General features: G+C 67.8%; 19 protein-coding genes and 3 tRNA genes. 8 read left to right on the forward strand and 14 right to left on the reverse strand.

Features of this window, described 5'->3' with window-relative positions; translation table 11 throughout:
* Positions 1-23: 23 nt before the first annotated feature.
* From KPL78_RS07055 to KPL78_RS07120, 14 genes are all read right to left on the reverse strand, one after another.
* A tRNA-Asp gene (locus KPL78_RS07055) sits at positions 24-100 on the reverse strand.
* Positions 101-396: 296 nt separating this feature from the next.
* A tRNA-Val gene (locus tag KPL78_RS07060) sits at positions 397-468 on the reverse strand.
* A gap of 76 nt (positions 469-544) precedes the next feature.
* Positions 545-865 (reverse strand): HU family DNA-binding protein, encoded by a 321-nt coding sequence (locus KPL78_RS07065; protein WP_219762200.1) that lies wholly within the window; start codon positions 863-865, stop codon positions 545-547.
* 196 nt (positions 866-1,061) lie between these two features.
* Complete coding sequence (gene lon, locus KPL78_RS07070; protein WP_219762201.1) at positions 1,062-3,467, reverse strand: endopeptidase La; 2,406 nt, start codon at positions 3,465-3,467, stop codon at positions 1,062-1,064.
* Positions 3,468-3,606: 139 nt separating this feature from the next.
* Complete coding sequence (gene clpX, locus KPL78_RS07075; protein ID WP_219762202.1) at positions 3,607-4,863, reverse strand: ATP-dependent Clp protease ATP-binding subunit ClpX; 1,257 nt, start codon at positions 4,861-4,863, stop codon at positions 3,607-3,609.
* A gap of 100 nt (positions 4,864-4,963) precedes the next feature.
* Positions 4,964-5,611, reverse strand: a complete 648-nt coding sequence (gene clpP / locus KPL78_RS07080) for an ATP-dependent Clp endopeptidase proteolytic subunit ClpP (RefSeq protein ID WP_219762203.1) — start codon at positions 5,609-5,611, stop codon at positions 4,964-4,966.
* Between the two features lie 106 nt (positions 5,612-5,717).
* Entirely contained in the window at positions 5,718-6,467 is a 750-nt protein-coding gene (locus KPL78_RS07085; protein WP_219762204.1) for an MBL fold metallo-hydrolase, read from the reverse strand.
* Between the two features lie 46 nt (positions 6,468-6,513).
* Positions 6,514-7,287, reverse strand: coding sequence for a TatD family hydrolase (locus tag KPL78_RS07090; RefSeq protein ID WP_219762205.1), 774 nt, complete (start codon positions 7,285-7,287; stop codon positions 6,514-6,516).
* Between the two features lie 2 nt (positions 7,288-7,289).
* Positions 7,290-8,864, reverse strand: a complete 1,575-nt coding sequence (gene metG, locus KPL78_RS07095; protein ID WP_219762206.1) for a methionine--tRNA ligase — start codon at positions 8,862-8,864, stop codon at positions 7,290-7,292.
* A 31-nt stretch (positions 8,865-8,895) separates the two neighbouring features.
* A complete protein-coding gene (locus KPL78_RS07100; protein ID WP_369412663.1) occupies positions 8,896-10,239 on the reverse strand; it encodes a DNA polymerase III subunit delta' in 1,344 nt (447 codons plus the stop codon).
* Positions 10,163-10,789 (reverse strand): dTMP kinase, encoded by a 627-nt coding sequence (tmk, locus tag KPL78_RS07105; RefSeq protein WP_432761275.1) that lies wholly within the window; start codon positions 10,787-10,789, stop codon positions 10,163-10,165. The genes KPL78_RS07100 and tmk overlap by 77 nt, the downstream gene beginning before the upstream one ends.
* A gap of 46 nt (positions 10,790-10,835) precedes the next feature.
* On the reverse strand, positions 10,836-12,044 hold the full coding sequence (locus KPL78_RS07110) for a D-alanyl-D-alanine carboxypeptidase family protein (protein ID WP_219762208.1): 1,209 nt from the start codon (positions 12,042-12,044) through the stop codon (positions 10,836-10,838).
* Between the two features lie 30 nt (positions 12,045-12,074).
* Positions 12,075-12,947 (reverse strand): septal ring lytic transglycosylase RlpA family protein, encoded by an 873-nt coding sequence (locus KPL78_RS07115; RefSeq protein ID WP_369412664.1) that lies wholly within the window; start codon positions 12,945-12,947, stop codon positions 12,075-12,077.
* 1 nt (position 12,948) lies between these two features.
* A complete protein-coding gene (locus KPL78_RS07120) occupies positions 12,949-14,004 on the reverse strand; it encodes a lytic murein transglycosylase (RefSeq protein WP_219762209.1) in 1,056 nt (351 codons plus the stop codon).
* A 107-nt stretch (positions 14,005-14,111) separates the two neighbouring features.
* On the opposite strand from KPL78_RS07120, the gene KPL78_RS07125 reads away from it, so the two are divergent.
* From KPL78_RS07125 to KPL78_RS07160, 8 genes are all read left to right on the forward strand, one after another.
* A complete protein-coding gene (locus tag KPL78_RS07125) occupies positions 14,112-15,512 on the forward strand; it encodes an MmgE/PrpD family protein (protein WP_219762210.1) in 1,401 nt (466 codons plus the stop codon).
* A gap of 32 nt (positions 15,513-15,544) precedes the next feature.
* Positions 15,545-15,632, forward strand: a tRNA-Ser gene (locus tag KPL78_RS07130).
* Between the two features lie 148 nt (positions 15,633-15,780).
* Complete coding sequence (locus KPL78_RS07135; protein ID WP_219762211.1) at positions 15,781-17,073, forward strand: tyrosine-type recombinase/integrase; 1,293 nt, start codon at positions 15,781-15,783, stop codon at positions 17,071-17,073.
* A gap of 99 nt (positions 17,074-17,172) precedes the next feature.
* A complete protein-coding gene (locus KPL78_RS07140; RefSeq protein WP_219762212.1) occupies positions 17,173-17,409 on the forward strand; it encodes a hypothetical protein in 237 nt (78 codons plus the stop codon).
* A complete protein-coding gene (locus KPL78_RS07145; RefSeq protein WP_219762213.1) occupies positions 17,406-17,639 on the forward strand; it encodes a hypothetical protein in 234 nt (77 codons plus the stop codon). The genes KPL78_RS07140 and KPL78_RS07145 overlap by 4 nt, the downstream gene beginning before the upstream one ends.
* Positions 17,640-17,721: 82 nt before the next feature.
* The gene (locus KPL78_RS07150; protein WP_219762214.1) at positions 17,722-18,366 is read left to right on the forward strand and encodes a hypothetical protein; all 645 of its coding nucleotides are present in this window, start codon (positions 17,722-17,724) and stop codon (positions 18,364-18,366) included.
* An 81-nt stretch (positions 18,367-18,447) separates the two neighbouring features.
* Positions 18,448-18,687, forward strand: a complete 240-nt coding sequence (locus tag KPL78_RS07155; RefSeq protein WP_219762215.1) for a helix-turn-helix domain-containing protein — start codon at positions 18,448-18,450, stop codon at positions 18,685-18,687.
* Positions 18,684-19,517: a hypothetical protein gene (locus KPL78_RS07160; protein WP_219762216.1), complete on the forward strand. Its 834-nt coding sequence runs from the start codon at positions 18,684-18,686 to the stop codon at positions 19,515-19,517. The genes KPL78_RS07155 and KPL78_RS07160 overlap by 4 nt, the downstream gene beginning before the upstream one ends.
* Position 19,518 lies beyond the last annotated feature (1 nt).

Below are 19,518 nucleotides of genomic sequence, written 5' to 3' on the forward strand. Positions count from 1 at the left end.
GACGCCGCTTTCGTTCACTGTCGTGGCGCGAGTGACGGGGCTCGAACCCGCGACCTCCGGCGTGACAGGCCGGCGCTCTAACCAACTGAGCTACACCCGCGTGGCCTCGACAGGTGCGGGGGAATACGGGCTGGGCGGGGGGCAGTCAAGCGGGTGAATGCGGTGATTCCGCAGAGGGATGGAGATTGTTGTGGAGAGATGGGGCGACAGGGGTTCGAGGACTGCCTCGAACGCCGTGGCCGTGCGTCAGGAAGCATATACGCCCTGCCCCGTTGGCGCGTGGAAAGGGATATCGCGGGGGGGGGGTTGGGCCGCGGCGCGACGCGGTGCGTCACGGGTCGCTTCTCTACCACTCCGGGGGATTCATTCCCGCCCCCCTAGGGGGGCGGGAATGAATGGGCGCTGACGGGTTCGAACCGCCGACATCCTGTGTGTAAGACAGGCGCTCTACCGCTGAGCTAAGCGCCCAGAGCGAATCCCCCATAACACGAAAGGCCGGTCCTTGCGGACCGGCCCCCGGGGATGCTGCCGAAATTCGGCAGGATCAGTTCACGGCGTCCTTCAGGCCCTTGCCGGCCTTGAAGCGAACGGTCGTCGAGGCGGGGATCTTGATCTCCTCGCCGGTGCGCGGATTGCGGCCCTTGCCGGCCTTGCGCTTGGACGTCGAGAAGGTGCCGAAGCCCACCAGGCGAACTTCCTGCTTCTTCTTCAGCGACTTCTGAATCGCCTCGAACACGGCGTCGACGACGTCGCCGGCCTTCGCCTTCGGGAGATCGGCCGCCTCGGCGACGGCGGTGATGAGGTCCTGCTTGTTCACTGGGTATCCCCTCCGTTGGTGCGGATGACGGGTCGGCGAGTCGGCCAACCGGGTCGGCGCGGAGACTAGGAGCGCGGGTTTCGTAGCGTCAACGACAGACCACCCGATTCGCGGCGGAAAACCGCCATTTGCGGCGCATCATGCGGCAGGAATGCAACGATAGCCTGGGTTTTCCACAGAAAACCCCGGCAAAGCGGTGCTCTGCCGGGGCTTTCAGGCCGTTAATCTACGCGCGAATCGCGGTTCAGTGAGGTAGCACCGCCCCCGTCGCACCGCCCTCCCCGGCCCGCGGCGCCGGGGTTTCCTCCGGCTCCGCCCAGGTGATGGGCTCGGGCTTCTTCACCAGCGCCCGGCCGATCACCTCATCGACATGCGAGACGGGGATGATCTCCAGCCCCTTCTTCACATTGTCCGGGATCTCGGCGAGGTCCTTCTCGTTGTCCTTCGGGATGAAGACGGTGTTCAGCCCCGCCCGCAGCGCGGCCAGCAGCTTCTCCTTCAGCCCGCCGATCGGCAGCACCCGCCCGCGCAGCGTGATCTCGCCCGTCATGGCGATGTCTCGCCGCACCGGGATGCCCGTGAGCACCGAGACGATCGAGGTCGCCATGGCGATGCCCGCGGACGGTCCATCCTTCGGAGTCGCACCTTCCGGCACGTGCACATGGATGTCGCGCTTCTCGAACATGGTCGGCTTCAGGCCGAAGCTCGTCGCGCGGCTGCGCACATAGGACATCGCCGCCGAGACGCTCTCCTGCATGACGTCGCCAAGCTTGCCGGTGGTCTTCACTGACCCCTTGCCGGGCAGCATCACCGATTCGATGGTCAGGATCTCGCCGCCGACCTCGGTCCAGGCCAGGCCGGTAACCACGCCGACCATGTCCTCGGCCTCGGTCTCGCCGTAGCGGAACTTCCGCACGCCGGCGAACTTCTCGAGGTTCTTCGGCGTGATCGCGACCTTCTTCGACTGCTTGGAGACGATCTCCTTCACCGCCTTGCGCGCCAGCCCCGCGATCTCGCGCTCGAGGTTCCGGACGCCGGCCTCGCGCGTGTAGTAGCGGATCAGGTCGCGCAGCGCGGTGTCGGTCACCGACCACTCGCCGTCCTTCAGCCCATTCGCCTCGGCCACCTTCTTCATCAGGTGGCGCTTCGCGATCTCGACCTTCTCATCCTCGGTGTAGCCGGGGATGCGAATGATCTCCATGCGGTCCAGCAGCGGCTGCGGCATGCGCAGGCTGTTGGCGGTCGTCACGAACATCACGTCCGACAGGTCGTAATCGACCTCAAGGTAGTGGTCGGCGAAGGTCGAGTTCTGCTCGGGGTCCAGCACCTCCAGCAGCGCGCTCGACGGGTCCCCGCGCCAATCGGCGCCGAGCTTGTCGATCTCGTCCAGCAGGAAGAGCGGGTTCGAGGTCTTCGCCTTCTTCATGCCCTGGATCACCTTGCCGGGCATGGAGCCGATATAGGTCCGGCGATGGCCGCGCACCTCGGCCTCGTCCCGCACGCCGCCGAGCGACATGCGCACGAAGTTGCGCCCCGTCGCCTTCGCGATCGACTTGCCCAGCGAGGTCTTGCCCACGCCCGGCGGTCCCACCAGGCACAGGATCGGCCCGCGGATCTTCGGCGAGCGCGACTGCACCGCCAGATACTCGATGATCCGCTCCTTCACCTTCTCCAGGCCGAAATGGTCGGCGTCGAGCACCTTCTCCGCCTCGACGATGTCGTTGCGGACCTTGGAGCGCTTCTTCCAGGGGATCGACAGCATCCAGTCGAGGTAGTTGCGCACCACCGTCGCCTCGGCGCTCATCGGGCTCATGGTGCGGAGCTTCTTCAGCTCCTGCATGGCCTTCTCGCGCGCTTCCTTCGACAGCTTGGTGGCCTTGATCTTGGCCTCGAGCTCGGCGGCCTCGTCCTTGCCGTCCTCGCCTTCGCCCAGCTCCTTCTGGATCGCCTTGAGCTGCTCGTTCAGGTAGTACTCGCGCTGCGTCTTCTCCATCTGCCGCTTCACGCGGTTACGGATGCGCTTTTCCACCTGCAGCACGCCGATCTCGCCCTCCATGTGGGCGAAGACGCGCTCCAGCCGCGCCGTCACGGACGGCGTCTCCAGCAGCTCCTGCTTCTCGGGGATCTTGAGCCCCAGATGCGAGGCGACCGTATCGGCGAGCTTGGCCGGCTCCTCGATCTGGTTGATCGAGACCAGCACCTCGGGGGCGATCTTCTTGTTGAGCTTGATGTACTGCTCGAACTGGGAGACGACCGTGCGCGCCAAGGCTTCGGCCTCGCGCGGCTCGGCCGTGGTCTCCTCGACCGGCTCGGCGAAGGCGGAGAAGTAGTGCGACGTCTCCTTGAAGGCGGCGATCTTCGCGCGGCGCGCGCCCTCGACCAGAACCTTCACCGTGCCGTCGGGCAGCTTGAGCAGCTGCAGGACGGTCGACACCGTGCCGACCTGATACAGGTCGTCGGCGCCGGGGTCATCCTGCGCGGCATTCTTCTGGGCGACCAGCAGGATCTGCTTGTCGTCCTTCATCACCGCCTCGAGCGCGCGGACGGATTTCTCACGCCCGACGAAGAGGGGGACGATCATGTGCGGGAACACCACGATGTCCCGCAGGGGGAGCACCGGGAGCAGTTCGCCGCGGATGGTTTCCGTCATGTGACCTCACAAGGGACAGTCGGCGCCCGGCCCGCCCAAAAGCGGCACGGGCGGGGCGCCACGGCATGTCAGGGGATGTTGGGCCCCTGGGGCGCCTGCTCAAGATCTTGACAGGGCGCCTTGGGACGCCCTGCACAATTCAGGCCGAAGTCTGCTCGGCCGGACGTTCACCGTAGATGAACAGCGGCTGGGCGCGGCCTTCCGCGACCTCCCGGTTCACCACCACCTCCTCGACCGCCTCGAGCCCCGGCAGGTCGAACATGGTGGTCAGCAGGATGGCCTCCATGATGGACCGCAGGCCGCGCGCGCCGGTCTTGCGCTGGATGGCGCGGGTCGCGACGGCCTTGAGCGCGTCCTCGGTGAAGGTGAGCTTCGCTCCCTCCATCTCGAACAGCCGGCCATATTGCTTGACCAGGGCGTTCTTCGGCTTGGTCAGGATCTCGATCAGCGCCTTCTCGTCCAGGTCGTCGAGGGTCGCGACAACCGGCAGGCGGCCGATGAATTCCGGGATCAGGCCGAACTTCAGCAGGTCCTCGGGCTCGACCTCGCGCAGGATCTGGCCGGTGCGGCGCTCATCCGGGTCCCGTACCTCGGCCCCGAAGCCGATGCCCGAGCCCTTGCCGCGCGCGCCGATGATCTTCTCCAGCCCCGCGAAGGCGCCGCCGCAGATGAACAGGATGTTGGAGGTATCCACCTGCAGGAATTCCTGCTGGGGATGCTTCCGCCCGCCCTGCGGGGGCACCGAGGCCACGGTGCCTTCCATGATCTTGAGCAGCGCCTGCTGGACGCCCTCGCCCGACACGTCGCGGGTGATCGAGGGGTTGTCCGACTTGCGGCTGATCTTGTCGACCTCGTCGATGTAGACGATGCCGCGCTGGGCGCGTTCCACGTTGTAATCCGCGGCCTGCAGCAGCTTGAGGATGATGTTCTCGACATCCTCGCCGACATAGCCGGCCTCGGTCAGCGTGGTCGCATCCGCCATGGTGAAGGGCACGTCGAGGATGCGCGCCAGCGTCTGCGCCAGCAGCGTCTTGCCCGACCCGGTCGGCCCGACCAGCATGATGTTGGACTTGGCGATCTCGATGTCGGGATTCTTCCCGCCATGCGCGAGGCGCTTGTAGTGATTATGCACCGCGACGGAGAGCACCTTCTTCGCATGATCCTGGCCGATCACGTAGTCATCCAGGACCTTGCAGATCTCCTTGGGCGTCGGGACACCGTCACGCGACTTCACGAGGTGCGTCTTGTGCTCCTCGCGGATGATGTCCATGCACAGCTCGACGCATTCGTCGCAGATGAACACCGTCGGTCCGGCGATGAGCTTCCGGACCTCGTGCTGGGACTTGCCGCAGAACGAGCAGTAGAGGGTGTTCTTGGAATCGCCGGATTTGCTCATGCCATCTCCGTGTTCCCCGAAAGTGCGGGGAACTGCAACAGGACTGTAGCCCCCGGTCTCCCGGGGGGGAAGCGAAACACGGCCTGGACGGCCGGTTCCATCACGCCTTCGTGGTCTCGGAAGCCGGGACGGGCCGCTCCTCGACCACATGGTCGATCAGGCCGAAATCCCGGGCCTCCTCTGCCGACATGTAGGTGTCGCGCTCCAGCTTGCGCTCGATCGCCTCGATCGGCTGGCCGGTGTGCTTCACGTAGATCTCGTTCAGCCGCTGGCGGAGCTTGAGGATCTCGCGGGCCTGGATCTCGATGTCCGTGGCCTGGCCCTGGGCGCCACCGGAGGGCTGGTGGACCATGATCCGGCTGTTCGGCAGGCCATAGCGCTTGCCCTTGGCCCCGGCCGTCAGCAGCAGGGACCCCATGGACGCCGCCTGGCCGATGCACACGGTCGAGACCGGCGCGCGGATATACTGCATCGTGTCGTACATCGCGAGACCAGCCGAGACCACGCCGCCCGGAGAATTGATATAGAAGGCGATGTCCTTGGTCGGGTTCTCGCTTTCCAGGAACAGCAACTGGGCGCAGATCAGCGAGGAAACCTGGTCGAAGACCGGGCCCGTCAGGAAGATGATCCGTTCCTTGAGCAGACGCGAATAGATGTCGAAAGCGCGCTCGCCCCGCGCCGTTTGTTCAATAACCATGGGCACGAGGTTGTTGTTGTAGACTTCGACCGGGTCGCGATCCCGAATCATGGTGGTCGTCCTTTCGTCCCGGCGGGGCCGAATCAGCCCGCCGCATTCGTGGCGAATGTGGGGCATCCCCCGCCCCCGTGAAAGCCCTGCGTCTCCGGCATGGCACTCAGGTCACGGTCAGGACCATCCCGTCATGTGCCGGTTCGACGCCCTGGGGGAGATGGGTCTTCATCCAGCCATGGTCGAGATCCGGGCTCATATGTGTCAGGATGGTGCGGCGCGGGCGCAACAGGGCGACCCAGTCCAGGACCTGCTCCAGATTGGCATGCACCTTGTGGGGCCGCCGCTGGAAGCATCCCACCACCCAGGTATCCAGGCCATGGAGGGCGGCAAGGCTCTGCTCCGGCAGCCGCACCATGTCGGTGGAATAGGCAAAGCCGCCGATCCGCAGACCGAGCGTCTCCATCACCGCATGGTCCTGGCTGAACACCTGGACCTGGTGGCCGGTCATGGCCACGGTCTCCCCTGCCCGCACCCGTATGGGCAGCACGGCGGGGCGGTAGAAGACCGGCCCGGTCTCCGGCAGGAAAGCGTAGTCGAAGCGCTGCTTCAGGACCGAGAGCGTCCGCTCCGTGCCAAAGGCTTCCATCGGCCGCCCGATGATCCGGTTCATCAGCCGGATCTCGTCCAGCCCCATGATGTGGTCGGCGTGGTCATGCGTGTAGAGCACCGCATCCACGCCCGCCACGCCGCAGGCGAGGAACTGGGTCCGCAGGTCCGGCCCGGTATCGACCAGAAGCCGGCCGCCCTTCCCGCCTTCAATCAGGATGGAGGAGCGGGTTCTCTGATTCAGCGGGTCGGCGGGATCGCAGGCCCCCCACCATCCCTTGCCGTCCTCGCCGCCGATCTGGGGCACGCCGCCCGATCCGCCGCAGCCCAGAATCGTAATTTTTAACAATGCTCTACGCCACTTTCCTGAACAACCGCATGAAATTTCCGGTGGTCAGATCCTCCAGCGCCTCCCGTTCCAGCCCCCGAACCTCGGCCAGCACCTTGGCCGTATGGGTCACCATGCCCGGTTCGCAGCGCTTGCCACGGAAGGGCACGGGGGCAAGGTAGGGAGAGTCCGTCTCCACCAGCAGGCGATCAGCAGGCAAGTCCCGCGCCACGTCCCGGATGTCCTGGCTCTTCGGAAAGGTCAGGATGCCGGAGAAGGAGACATAGCCCCCGATTTTTACTGATTCTTCCGCCAGTTCCCGGCCGCTGCTGAAGCAATGCAGGAGGAAGTCGAACCATCCGCCTTCCTCGCGCTCCTGCTTCAGGATCGCCAGGATGTCGTCATCCGCCTGGCGCGCATGGATGGCGAGCGGCAGCCCGGCGAGCCGGGCTGCGCGGATGTTGCGGCGGAAGCTCTCGGCCTGTAGGTCCCGCGGCGCCTTGTCGTAGAAGTAGTCGAGCCCGCTCTCCCCGATGCCGATGATGCGGGGATGTTCCGCCTCGGCGGCGATCGCCTCCGGCGTGGGCAGTTCCTCCTCGTGGCAATGCAGGGGATGGACGCCGACCGTGCCCCAGACCTCCGGGAAGCGCTCGGTCAGCGCCTTCACCTGGGCCGACTGGGAATGGCGGACCCCGATCGTGACCATGCGCCCGACGCCGGCCGCCTTCGCGCGGGCGACGACCTGTTCGATCTCCGCCTCGACGAAGTAGTCGAGGTGGCAATGGCTATCGACCAGCATGATCAGGCTGTCGCGATCTCGATCTTGCGGAACAGGGGCGCGGGCGGCGGCAGGGCGATGCCGCCGGACAGCGGCGTGGCCAGGGCGGCGATGTCTCGCAATTCCCCCGGTACGGCGAGCTGGTCCAGCATCTTTCCCGCCGTCTCCGGCATGAAGGCTTGCAGCAGCGTGGCATAGGTCCGCAGTGCCGTGTGCAGGTGCCGCAGCACGGCCGCCATGCGCACCGGGTCGGTCTTCTTCAGCGCCCAGGGCGCCTCGACCGTGATGTAGGCATTGGCATCGCGCACCGAGGCCATGATGGCCTCCAGCGCCAGGTGGAATTCCTGGCGGTCGAGCCGGTCCCGCACCTGCCCTGTCAGCGCCGCGACGCCCTCGATCAGCGCCCCGCCTACCGCCGGGTCGCCGGATTCGGGTAGCTTGCCCTCGCAGTTCCGCTGGATCAGCGACAGCGTCCGGTTGGCGAGGTTGCCCAGCGCATCGGCCAGCTCGCCATTCAGCCGGTTCGCCAGGGCCTTGCGGGCGAAATCGCCATCCTGGCCGAAGGGCACTTCCCGCAGCAGGAAGTAGCGCACGGGATCGAGGCCGTATTCCTCCACCAGCGCCACCGGATCGATCACATTGCCCAGGGACTTGCTGATCTTCTGGCCTTCATTGGTCCACCAGCCATGGGCAAAGACGCGCTTCGCCGTCGGCAGGCCAGCCGCCAGCAGCATCGCCGGCCAGTAGATGGTGTGGAACCGAACGATGTCCTTGCCCACGAAATGCACAGTGGCCGGCCAATAGGCCCAACGCGGGTTCGTGGTGTCCGGATAGCCCGCGGCGGTGATGTAGTTGGTCAGGGCATCGACCCAGACATACATCACATGCTTCTCGTCCCCCGGCACCTTCACGCCCCAGGTGAAGGAGGTGCGCGAGACCGAAAGATCCAGCTTCGCAGACCCTTCGCCGAATTCCTTCAGACCCTGCGCTACGAAGGCGCGAACCTCGTTGCGGCGGCTCTCGGGCTGGATGTCGATGCGCTCGGGGTGGCCCTCGGGCAGGTCGTAGCGGCGCAGCAGCTCCGGCAGCCATTTCGACAGGCGGAAGAAGTAGGAGGGCTCCTTCACCCACTCCACCGGCGCACCCGTCGGCGCATACTTCACGCCGTCCCGCTCGGTCAGTTCGTCCGGGCCATAGAATGCTTCATCCCGAACGGCATACCAGCCCTCGTAGTCACCGAGGTAGATCTCGCCACGCTCGGCCAGCACCTTCCACAGCGCGACACAGGCGGCCTTGTGGCGTGGCTCGGTGGTCCGGATGAAGTCGTCATTCGAGAAGCCCATCGTGACCGTCAGGTCGCGGAAGGCCTGGCTCACGCGATCGGTGAAGGCCTGCGGGTCCTCCCCGGCATCCTTCGCCGCCTTCTCCACCTTCTGCCCATGCTCATCCGTGCCGGTCAGGAAGAAGACGTCATGCCCGTCCAGCCGCTTGAACCGCGCCAGGACATCGGTGGCCAGCGAGGTATAGGCGTGCCCGATATGGGGCTTGTCGTTGACGTAATAGATCGGCGTGGTGAGGTAGGTCTTCGGCTTGGCCATGGGCTTTTTCAGATCCGTGGCGGCGCTCCGTTCAGGGATGCGCGAGCCAGGAAAGGCCCGTGAGCACGGCCTGTTTGCGGTCGAGATTCAACCGCTCGGTGTCGTCCGCGAGTTGGCCGAGCCTATCCCACAGCCCCGCCCAGACGGCAAGCGGATGCCGCCCCATCCAGGCCGGCGCTGCCCTGCCCCGCGCCGCATCACGCAGCGCCGCCGCGATGGCCGATCGCAGCAGCCCCATGAACAGCCCGAAGGCCCCACCGGTGCGGTCCGCCGCCAGCCGGTCGGCCAGGGCGAAATCCCGCGGCGGCTCGGGCTTTGCCAGCGCGCCCAGCGTCGCGTCCACGGCGCCCTGCAATTCCAGCCCGCCCGCTTCCATCAGCGCCACCGCGCGGCCGGGCGATCCAGCCGCCAGGGCGGCCAGCTTTTGCCGCTCCGGCCCGCCCATTTCGGGCAGCAGGCGGGCGAGCAGCGTGTCCATCTCCGCGTCAGGAAGCGGGTTCAGATCGAGCCGCCGGCAGCGGCTGCGAATGGTCGGCAGCAGCTTCTGTGGCGCCGAGCAGACCAGCAGCAGCACGGTCCTCGGTGGCGGCTCCTCCAGAGTCTTGAGCAGGGTGTTCTGAACGTCCGGCCGGTCGGCGCGCTCCGCCTCGTCCAACACCACCACGCGCCAGCCGCCCTCGGCCGCCGTCTGGGTCAGGAAACGCACAGCCTCCTTCGCGTCATCGACGCGCAGGATACGCTTGATGCCCTTGTCGCCGGTGTTCGGCTCCAGCGTGAAGCAATCGGCATGGGTGTCGGCAGCGACGCGGCGGAAGACCGGGCTCGCTGGATCGACGAAGAGCGGCGGATCGCTGTCCGGCAGGCCGGCCAGCAGCCAGCGGGTGAAGCGCCAGGCGAGCGTCGCCTTGCCGATCCCCGGCGGGCCGCAGAACAGCCAGGCATGGTGCAGGCGGCCGCTGCGGGCGGCGTCGCGCAGCGTGCGCGCGGCGTCGTCATGGCCGATCAGGTCGGGGTTGGCGCGGGGTTCGGGAATCATGTGCGCGCCTGTCGCATTGGAGAGGGGCCCAGCCCCTCTCCAAACCTCACCCCGCCAGGATGCTGGGCGTCCTGGACCGCAGGCATCTGGCGCCGGGCGGCAAGCCCATGACAGGCCCTCAACGCGCGCTTCGTGCGCAGATTCGGATTTCGGCGCCCATGCTGGCAACGGCGCCCAGCACCAAATGGGGGTTTCCAAAGGCCTTTCGGCCTTTGGCGGGGAGAGGTCCGGAGAGGGGCAGAGCCCTTCTCTGGCCCGCCCGTCACAGCACCGCCCCCAACCGCTGCCGCAGGACCCCGCCGATCGCCGCGAACACGGCATCGGGCGGCTCCGACGCATCCACCACCGCGCAGCGCCCGGGTTCGGCGGCCGCGATGGCGAGGAACATCTTCCGCACCCGCGCATGGAACGCCGCGCCCATTCGCTCGTAGCGATCCGCCCCGCTGCGCGCTGCCGCGCGGGCCATTCCGTCCTCGACCGGCATGTCCAGCATCAGCGTCAGATCGGGTGCGAAGCCCTCCAGCGCCACATCTGCCAACCGCGCCCAGACGGACCGTTCCAGCCCCTGCGCGCCCTGATAGGCCAGCGTCGAATCGGCGAAGCGATCGCACACCACCCAGCCGCCGGCGCGAAGGAAGGGCCGGATCACCGTCACCACATGCTCGCGCCGCGCAGCGAAATGCAGCATGGCCTCGGCCACCGGGTCCCAAGGGCCGTGGCCGAGCAGCAGGTCGCGAATACGCTCCGCCCCCGGCGTGCCGCCCGGTTCGCGGGTGCGCAGCACGGGGCGGCCGGATGCCGCCAGGGCCGCGGCGATTCGCCGTGCCTGGGTCGACTTCCCGGCGCCCTCGCCGCCTTCCAGAGTGATGAAGCGTCCCGGTTCCATCATCGCAGGAGGGTTTGGCGTCCCGCGCGACGGCCGTCAAACCGCTGGCCTAGCTGCCGAACACCATCCGGCTGACCACTGCCGGAATGCGTGAGACCAGCCCGAGCTTCTCGACATCCGCGCCCGCCAGCAGAGGCACTTCCAACTCGGGTACGCCCTGCCCGCCGACATACATCGTCCCGATGCGCTGGCCACGTGCGATCGGCGCCGTCAGCGGTGCATCGTAGCGCAGCCGCACCTGCAGGTTCCGCCGCCACTGCCGCGGCAGCGTCAGGATCAGGTCGCGCCCGCCGACCATCGGCACCCTGGCGCGTTCGCCCAGATAGACCGGCACCTCCTCGATCGTGTCCTGGGCGCGGAACAGCACCACCGCCTCGAATTCGCGGAAGGCCCATTCCATCAGGCGCTCGCCCTCCTCGGCGCGGGCGCGCATCGAAGGCAGGCCGTTCACCACCATGATCACCCGCCGGTCGCCGCGCTTGGCGGTTCCGACCAGGCCATAGCCCGCATCTTCGGTATGACCGGTCTTCATGCCATCCGCGCCAGGCACCCGCGCGAGGATCGGGTTGCGGTTCTCCTGGGTGATGTTGTTCCAGCGGAATGAACGCTCGTTGTAGTAGGGGAAGTATTCCGGGAAATCCATGACGATCCGCCGCGCCAGGATCGACAGGTCGCGCGCCGTCATCTTGTGCTCAGGGTCAGGCCAACCTGTCGCGTTGCGGAAGGTGCTGTTGGTCATGCCGATGCGCTTCGCCGTGTCGTTCAGCAACTCGGCGAATTGCTGCTCGCTGCCGCTGATCGCCTCGGCGAGGACCACGCAGGCATCGTTGCCGGACTGGATGATGACGCCGCGGATCAGGTCCTCGACCTTGATCTGGGATCCCAGCTCCACGAACATCTTCGATCCGCCCATGCGCCAGGCGCGCTCGCTGACCGGCAGCATCTGGTCAAGCTGGAGCTGCCCCGCCTTCAGCTTCTCGAAGACGACGTACATCGTCATCAGCTTGGACATGGAGGAGGGCGGCATGCGCTCGTCGGCATTCTTCTCGAGCAGCGTGGCGCCGGTCGCGTAGTCGACCATGATCGCCTGACGGGCGAGCACATCGAGCGGCCCGAGCGGCGTGTCGGCGGGCGACCCGGTCGGGCGCGCGGGTGCAGGCGTGCCACGCCGGGCGCGCTGCGCCAGAGCGGGAGCGGCAAGCCCCGACCCAACCAGGCCAAGAACAGCGGTGCCAAGCAGTGTGCGGCGATAGGTCATGCGCGCGACTCCTGCGCTGCGGTCGTATGATCAATCGACAAGGATCTGGGCCCCGGATACTCCCGCCGCCAGAGTCCGCTCAAGCGCCGCATCGGCCTGTGCGACATTCGGAAACGGTCCGACACGCACGCGATACTGCCGGTCCCGTCGGGGCCCAAATGCCTCGACCTGCGCGCCCGGGATGCGCGCAGCAAGGCGCTGCGCGGCATCGGCGCGCGACAGCACCCCCGCCTCGACATAGATCCGCCCCGGGCGCGGCGCGCCGGTCGTCACCGTTTCGGGCAGCACGATCTCGGGCAACGGGCGGTTCGCCTCGGGTGCGGCAGCGGTGGCGACTGGCGTGGCCACCACGCGCGGCGATGCCTGCCGCGCGCCGGGCAAGGGATCGAGGCTCTCCGCGGTGACGGCGGCGCGCGGCGCGGTCTCGATCGCCACGGCTTCCGGCGGGCGGCCCAGCGTGCGCTCGCCAAGCACGCGGCTGCGTTCGCCGTCCACCGCGATGCGCACCTGCGCCGTCCCGCCGGCGGGGATGCCCAGCAGATCCGCCGCGCGATCCGACAGGCCGATGACGCGGCCTGGATTGACCGGCCCGCGGTCATTCACCCGCAGCGTCAGCGACCGCCCGTTCTCGAGATTCGTCACCGTCACCACCGCCGGCAATTGCAGCGTGCGATGCGCGGCAAGCGCGCGGGAGCCACTCCAGGCTTCCCCATTCGCCGTCGGCGCATCCCAGCCCGTGGGCCCCGGATGCCGCGATGCGATCCCTTGCTGCACCAGCGCGAAATCCTCGCGCGGATAGGACCAGACGCCGCCCATGCGATAGGGCTCGCCGACGACGTAACGCGGCTGCGACGTGGTGCAGGCCGCCACCAGCAGCAGCGGCAGGAGCAGGAGCCCCCTCACCTCACCCCACCCGGTCCGACAGCAGCCCGACCGCCAGCCCGTAATTCACCGGCGAGTTGTAGCGGCGGATCACCCTCAGATTGTGGTGACCCAGGAAAACCTGGCCGCTGCCGCGGTTGGGCAGCACCACCTGCGCCTCGGGCCCGTCCGGGAGCGCGCCGCCGCCTTCGGTGCGGAAGCCCATGCGGGCGAAGTCGCGCATCGGCCGCTTCGTCTCCGTATCCGCCCCAGCCAGGCTGAACCCGGGCGGCGGCGTCACGGCCAAGCCCCAGGGTTCCCCATGGCGCCAGCCGCTCCGAGCGAAGTAGTTGGCGATGGATCCCAGCGCATCCGCCTTGTCGTCCCAGATGTCGCGCCGTCCGTCGCCGTCGAAATCCACCGCATAGCGGTCGAAATTGCTCGGCATGAATTGCGGCTGGCCCATCGCGCCAGCCCAGGATCCGGTCATGCGGTCGACCCGGATATGTCCCTCATCGAGGATCTTCAGCGCGGCAAACAGCTCGTTGCGGAAATAGGAGGCGCGCCGGCCTTCCCAGGCGAGGGTCGACAACGCCTCGACCACCTTGAAGCCGCCGGTATTGCCGCCGAAATTCGTCTCCACGCCCCAGATCGCGACGATCACCCGCGGCGAGACACGGAAGCGGGCCTCGATCCGGCGCAGCAGCTCGGCATTCTCGGTATAGTTCCGGCGGCCGTTCTGCACCCGGGTCGGCGAGACCATGATGCGGTCGCGATACTCCTCCCAGGGCAGCCCGCCCTCGGCCTGGCGCCGGTCGAGCTGGATGACGCGCTGGTTCGGCCGCACCCCCGCGAAGGCGGCGTTCAGGATATTGGTCGAGATGCCGCGTCGCCTCCCTTCGGCTTTCACCCCCTCAACGAAGCGGTCGAAGGGCACGGAGGAGATCGTCTGGAGATCGATCTCCGGCGCCTGGTTCGGCGTCGCGACCGGCACGGGCGGCGGAACCGTCGCCGCGGCCGGGGCCGGTGTCGCAGGGTTGGTCGAGGCGGCGCAACCGGTGAGCGGCGCTGCGGCGATCAGGAGGCGGCGGGTGATCATGGGCGTCAGGTGCCACGCGGCCCCGCCCGACGCAAACATCGTTGCACGCCTTGGCCGCCGTCACCGGAGTGCTACAAAGCATACGATAGCCCGGAGGAAGAACGTTCATGGCTGCCGTCACGCGCGACCTCGCCGCCTTCACCGCAGCGATCCGCTACGAAATCCTGCCCGCCGCGGTGCAGGAGCGGACCCGGTTCCTGGTCCTCGACCTCGTTGGCAACATGCTGCGCGGACGTCACGATGCCGAGAGCACGGCGCCGCTGCTCGCTGCGGTGCGTTCGCTCGGCCTCGCGGCCGGTTCAGCGGCCGTGTTCGGCGACTCGGCCCGCTACACGCCGGCGGGCGCGGCGCTGGTGAATGGCACCACGGCGCATTCCCTCGATTTCGACGACACCCATGCGGCCGGCACCCTGCATCCGGGCGCCCCGGTCATCCCGGCGGCCCTGGCCGCGGCGGAGATGGTCGGCGCCGACGGCAAGACCGTGCTCGCCGCCATCGTCGCGGGCTATGAGGTGACCTGCCGGCTCGCTTTGTCCCTGCCCGGTGGCGATCACTACGACCGCGGCTATCACCCGACCGCGACCTGCGGTGCGTTTGGCGCCGCCGCCGCTGCGGCGCGGGTCTTCGGGCTGTCCGCAGGCCAGGTCGAGGACGCCTTCGGCATCGCCCTGTCCCAGGCGGCGGGCTCGCTGCAATTCCTGGCGAATGGCGCCTGGACGAAGCGCTTCCAGGTCGGCTGGTCGGCGCTGAATGGCCTTACCGCCGCGTCCCTGGCGCGCGAAGGCTTCCGCGGCGCCGGCGAGGCGCTTGAAGGCCGCGCCGGCTTCCTGCGCGCCTATGCCCCCAACCCGAAGCCAGAGCGCGCGCTCCAGGGCCTCGGCACGGAATGGGAGCTGATGGAGACGGCCGTGAAGCCGTACCCGTCCTGCCGCTATGGCCATGCCAATGTCGATGCGGCGCTCGCGCTACGCGCCGAGCTCGGCCTGAAGACCGAGGAGATCGAGAGCGTCACCATGGGTCTGCCCAACAAGGGCATGCTGCTGGTCGGCGCGCCGACGCAGTACAAGCAGAACCCGCAGAACATCGTGGACGGGCAGTTCTCCGGCCCGTTCGTCGTGGCTTGCGCGCTGGCCCGCGGCCATTTTGGCTGGGACAGCTATGCCTGGCTGCAGGATGCCGACCTGCGCGGCCTGATGAAGAAGATCCTGCCCGTCGAGGACGCCGAGGTCGAAGCCGACTTCCCCGAATACATGTCGGGCAAGCTGACGGTGCAGGCGCGCGGCCAGACCTTCGTGAAGAAGGTGAATGTGCCCAAGGGAGAGCCGGCCAACTTCCTGACCGAGGCCGAGCTGCGCGCGAAGTTCCACGGCCTCGCCGATGCGGTGCTGGGGGCGGATCGCGCGAAGCAGCTTGCCGACGCGGTGCTGAACCTCGACAAGGCGAGCGACGTGCACGGCATGCTGCGCCTTGGCGCGCCGATGATGGCGGCGCGTCTGGCCGGGGAGTAATCCCCTTCGCCCGCCTTCGGGCGGGCGCCCCTGGATGGGTGGCCGAGCGGTCTAAGGCAGCGGTCTTGAAAACCGCCAGGGTGCAAGCCCTCGTGGGTTCGAATCCCACCCCATCCGCCAGTTCTCTCTTTCTCACTTCCTCAAATCTCCACGAAGAGCCGATCAAAGCCCCAGAATACGGGGCTTTTTTCATGTCTGTTCAATTCCCATTGCCTCCTGACTCCACGATGCATATCGTGGGGTTAGGCGTGGGTTTGGATGCAGGCGGATGTCTCGATTAGGTGACAAGCTGGTGGCGACGCAGGTGGCCTCGCTGCTCAAGAAGGGGCAGGTCGGGCGGCACCCTGACGGCAACCGGCTGTACCTCGTGGTGACCGGCAAGGGCCGTGGCTGGTGGATGCTGCGCTATATGGCGGCGACCCTGTCGCGGAACGGCAAGCCGCTGTCGCGGGAGATGGGTCTCGGGCGGGCCGATCCTGAAGGGGTGGACGGGTACACCTTGGCCGAGGCCAGGGACCGGGCGAACGACGCACGCAAGCTGCTGCGCGGTGGGGTGGACCCCCTCGCCCACCGGGATGAGATCGCGACGGCCAAGCGGAAGGCGAAGGAAGCGGCCCGGCTGTTCAAGGACGTGGCCGAGGCCTTCATCGCCGGCAAGGAAGCCGGCTGGCAGAACGAGAAGCACGCGGCGCAATGGCGCACGACGCTCGCGACCTACGTCTATCCTACCCTCGGCGACATGCAGGTGGCGGCGATCGCCATGGAGGACGTGAAGGGCGTTCTCACCCCGATCTGGACGACGAAGCCGGAGACGGCGTCGCGGGTGCGCGGGCGGATTGAGGCGGTGCTGGACTATGCCGAGGCACACAACTGGCGGCAGGGGCCGAACCCGGCACGATGGAAGGGCAATCTCGCCTTCGCGCTCGCCCCGAAGTCGAAGGTGGCGAAGGTCGAGCACCATGCCGCCCTGCCCTGGTCGGAGCTGGCGGGGTTCATGGCGACGCTGCGCCAGCAGGCCGGCACGGCGGCGCGGGCGCTGGAGTTCCTGATCCTGACGGCGGCCCGCACGGGCGAGGTCATCGGGGCGCGCTGGTCGGAAATCGACATGGCGGGCGCGGTCTGGACGGTGCCGGCCGACCGGATGAAGGCCGGGAAGGAGCACCGCATCCCCCTCTCCCCCCAGGCGCTGGCGGTGCTGGCCCCGTTCGCGAAAGCGCGAACCGAGGCCGAGGAGGATGGCTTCGTGTTCCCCGGCCAGTTCGCCGGAAAGCCGCTGTCGAACATGTCCATGCTGAAGGTGCTGGAGCGGATGAAGCGCGCCGACCTGACGGTGCACGGCTTCCGGTCATCATTCCGGGATTGGGGCGGCGAGGCGACGGCGCACCCGCGGGAAGTGATCGAGCACGCGCTGGCGCACCAGCTCAAGGACAAGGCCGAGGCGGCCTACCAGCGCGGCGACCTGTTTCGGAAGCGCGCGGCGCTGATGAAGGATTGGGCAGACTTCTGCGACAAGGCGCCGGCGACAGTGACGCCGCTGCGGCCGGACGCCGCGACCGCCTGACGAGATCCGCGCCGCGGCGGTTCCGCGGCATCCAGGGCGCCCCGGCGCGGTGCTGGCACACCATGCCGAGGCTGACCCCGACCAAGGGAGAAGGCCCCTATGGCCGAGGCTACCGAGACGAATACCCGAAAGACGCTGGACATGCAGATGTTTAACGAGGCGGGCAATCTGTGCGTCGCGCTGGAACTCGCCGACGAGATCAAGGGGCTCTTGGATGACGGCGACCCGCCCATGGAAGTGATCCGTATCGCCTATGCGCACCTGGTTGAGACGGTGCGCGGCGTGCAGGACCGATTGTACGAGGGCGCCGGTGCGGCGCGCGAGGTGGTGGCGTGAGCGCCCCAGTTTCGCCCCTGGCGATCTTGGCGCGCGACATGGAGGACCGGATCGGGGATGCCCTCGATGGGCTGGCCACATTGGAAACGATCATCCGCTCGGATGACTGGCCCGCGCTGACCAAGAACGAGCCCATGGAAAGGCTCCGCAGCGCCCTCGAATGGACGGTAGGCCGGCTGAAGGCAGACCTTTCGGCGGCGCTGTCTACTACCATGGAGGCGCGGTCATGAAGGGCCATCGCACCTTCCGCGTCCCAGACCGCGTGCCGACAGGGCACGAGGCGCCGCCGCGCCCGAAGCCGAAGCCGGGCAAGTGACCGATCGGCCGAAACTCGATCTACAAGCTGGCGGGGGCGACCCTGCCGGCTTTCCCTTCTCGCCCGCCATGATCGCCATGATCGCGCATGTGGCAAAGCCCGGGCTCTCAATGGAGGCCAAGGATCTGCGCGAGGCGGCCCGTGCGCTCAACGACGCATATCATGACGTGCTGCAACTTCAGCAGTGGGCGACGCTGGCTGCACAGCGGGCAGTCGACTTGAAGGCCGCTCGTGATCGGATGCGCGTAGGTGGGCGAGTGCGCCTATTGGACCTAGCCCGCGTTCGCGCGCACTCGAAGATGCCGCAGATGATCGCGCACGGCAGGGGCGCGCGAAGGAAGGAGGGCACCGACACATTCCTCTGCGCATGCTGCTGGGCATGGCAGTCACTGTCTGGCCATTGGCCTTCGCCGGGCCAGAACGGCGCGCGTTTCGCCTCACCGGGAATGCGGTTCGTCGCCGGCTGCGCCGAGATTGCGCGACTGGCGCTCAAGGCTGAAGACCGCGATCCCGAGCTTCTGAAGGCAGCAGATGCGCAGTTGACGCCCCTGACCTTGAGCCAGGACGTACGCGGCGAGAACAGCCGCCACGCGACGCTCCGCACCCGGCTCGCGAGGCTGAAGCGCCCTCGCGCGATTTGAGGGACACGCGCGCCGTCGCGTAGCCCGCACACATCCCCTCGTTGCAACCGCTCTCCACGAGCGACAATTGCAGGAGGCCGTGTGAACTACATCGCTCCCGCGAGTGCGTCGCCGACGCCCGCATTCCAGAACATCCAGCAGGCCGCGCGTTGGTCGGGCCGTTCGGATGAGACGATCTATCGCTGGATCGCCGCCGGCAAGCTGGCCGCCTTCAAGGCGGGGCGTTCCACCGTCGTGAAGACGGACGATCTCATGGCGCTGCTCACCGCGCAGCCGGTGCGCCTCGCGCGCAAGGGCGCTGCCCGAGCGGTGGCGGCATGAGCGCCGGGGTGGACATGCCGGCGGTGGACGCCGAGACGGTAGACAGCGTGGCGTTTTCGGCGCGCGTTGCCGAGGAGGCCGTGGCCGCCTTCGAGCGGGCCGCGGCCGAGGAAGCCGCCGCGATGCGTGCCGGTTCGGCGCAGCTCCGGGTGGATGACGTGCTGACCAAAGCGCGCGAGGATGCTCTCTCTGCCGTCAGCCGGGCGCATATGGTCGCTTCGCGGCACGCGCGCGTGGCTGCGGGCCCGCCCCTGGCATCCACCCTCCGGAAGACCCAGCCCGCTAACCGCGTGCGGATCGGTGCCTTCTCGCTGCCGCTGGTCGGAGCCATCAAGCCGGACAGCAGTTTCGGACCGGACGACGAACGCCTCTCCGATCGGGCGCTTCAGGTCTCGCTCGGCGTTGGTGAAGACCTCGCGCCGGATGAGCGGCGGGCGGAGGCCTTCCGCCGGTTGGCGTCGCACATCGGATCGTCGGTGGCGACCGACCTGATCATCGAGGCTGCCGAACGGGAAGGCATGGACGTGAAGCGCCTGGTCCTCGCTGGGCAGTGCCTCGTGTCGATCCCCATGCCCACAGACGAAGAGGGCCAGCGGGCGCACAATTCACTGTGCATGCATGAGCGGCGCGAGCTGGACCGGCATCAGGGCTACCACGTCGTGCCGCCCCGTGATGAGCAGATCCTTGCCCGGCATCGCGCTTGGCGCGCGGTCATTGCAGAGCGTCGTGCCGACCCGAGCAATTACGGGAAGCCATCGGCGCAGATCGAAGCGGAGTTGGTGAAGATCCATCCTGCCTGGGCGCGGTCGCTCGGGCAGGTGGTGGGCTGAC

Source organism: Roseomonas alba, assembly GCF_019430885.1.
Lineage (GTDB): Bacteria > Pseudomonadota > Alphaproteobacteria > Acetobacterales > Acetobacteraceae > Neoroseomonas > Neoroseomonas alba.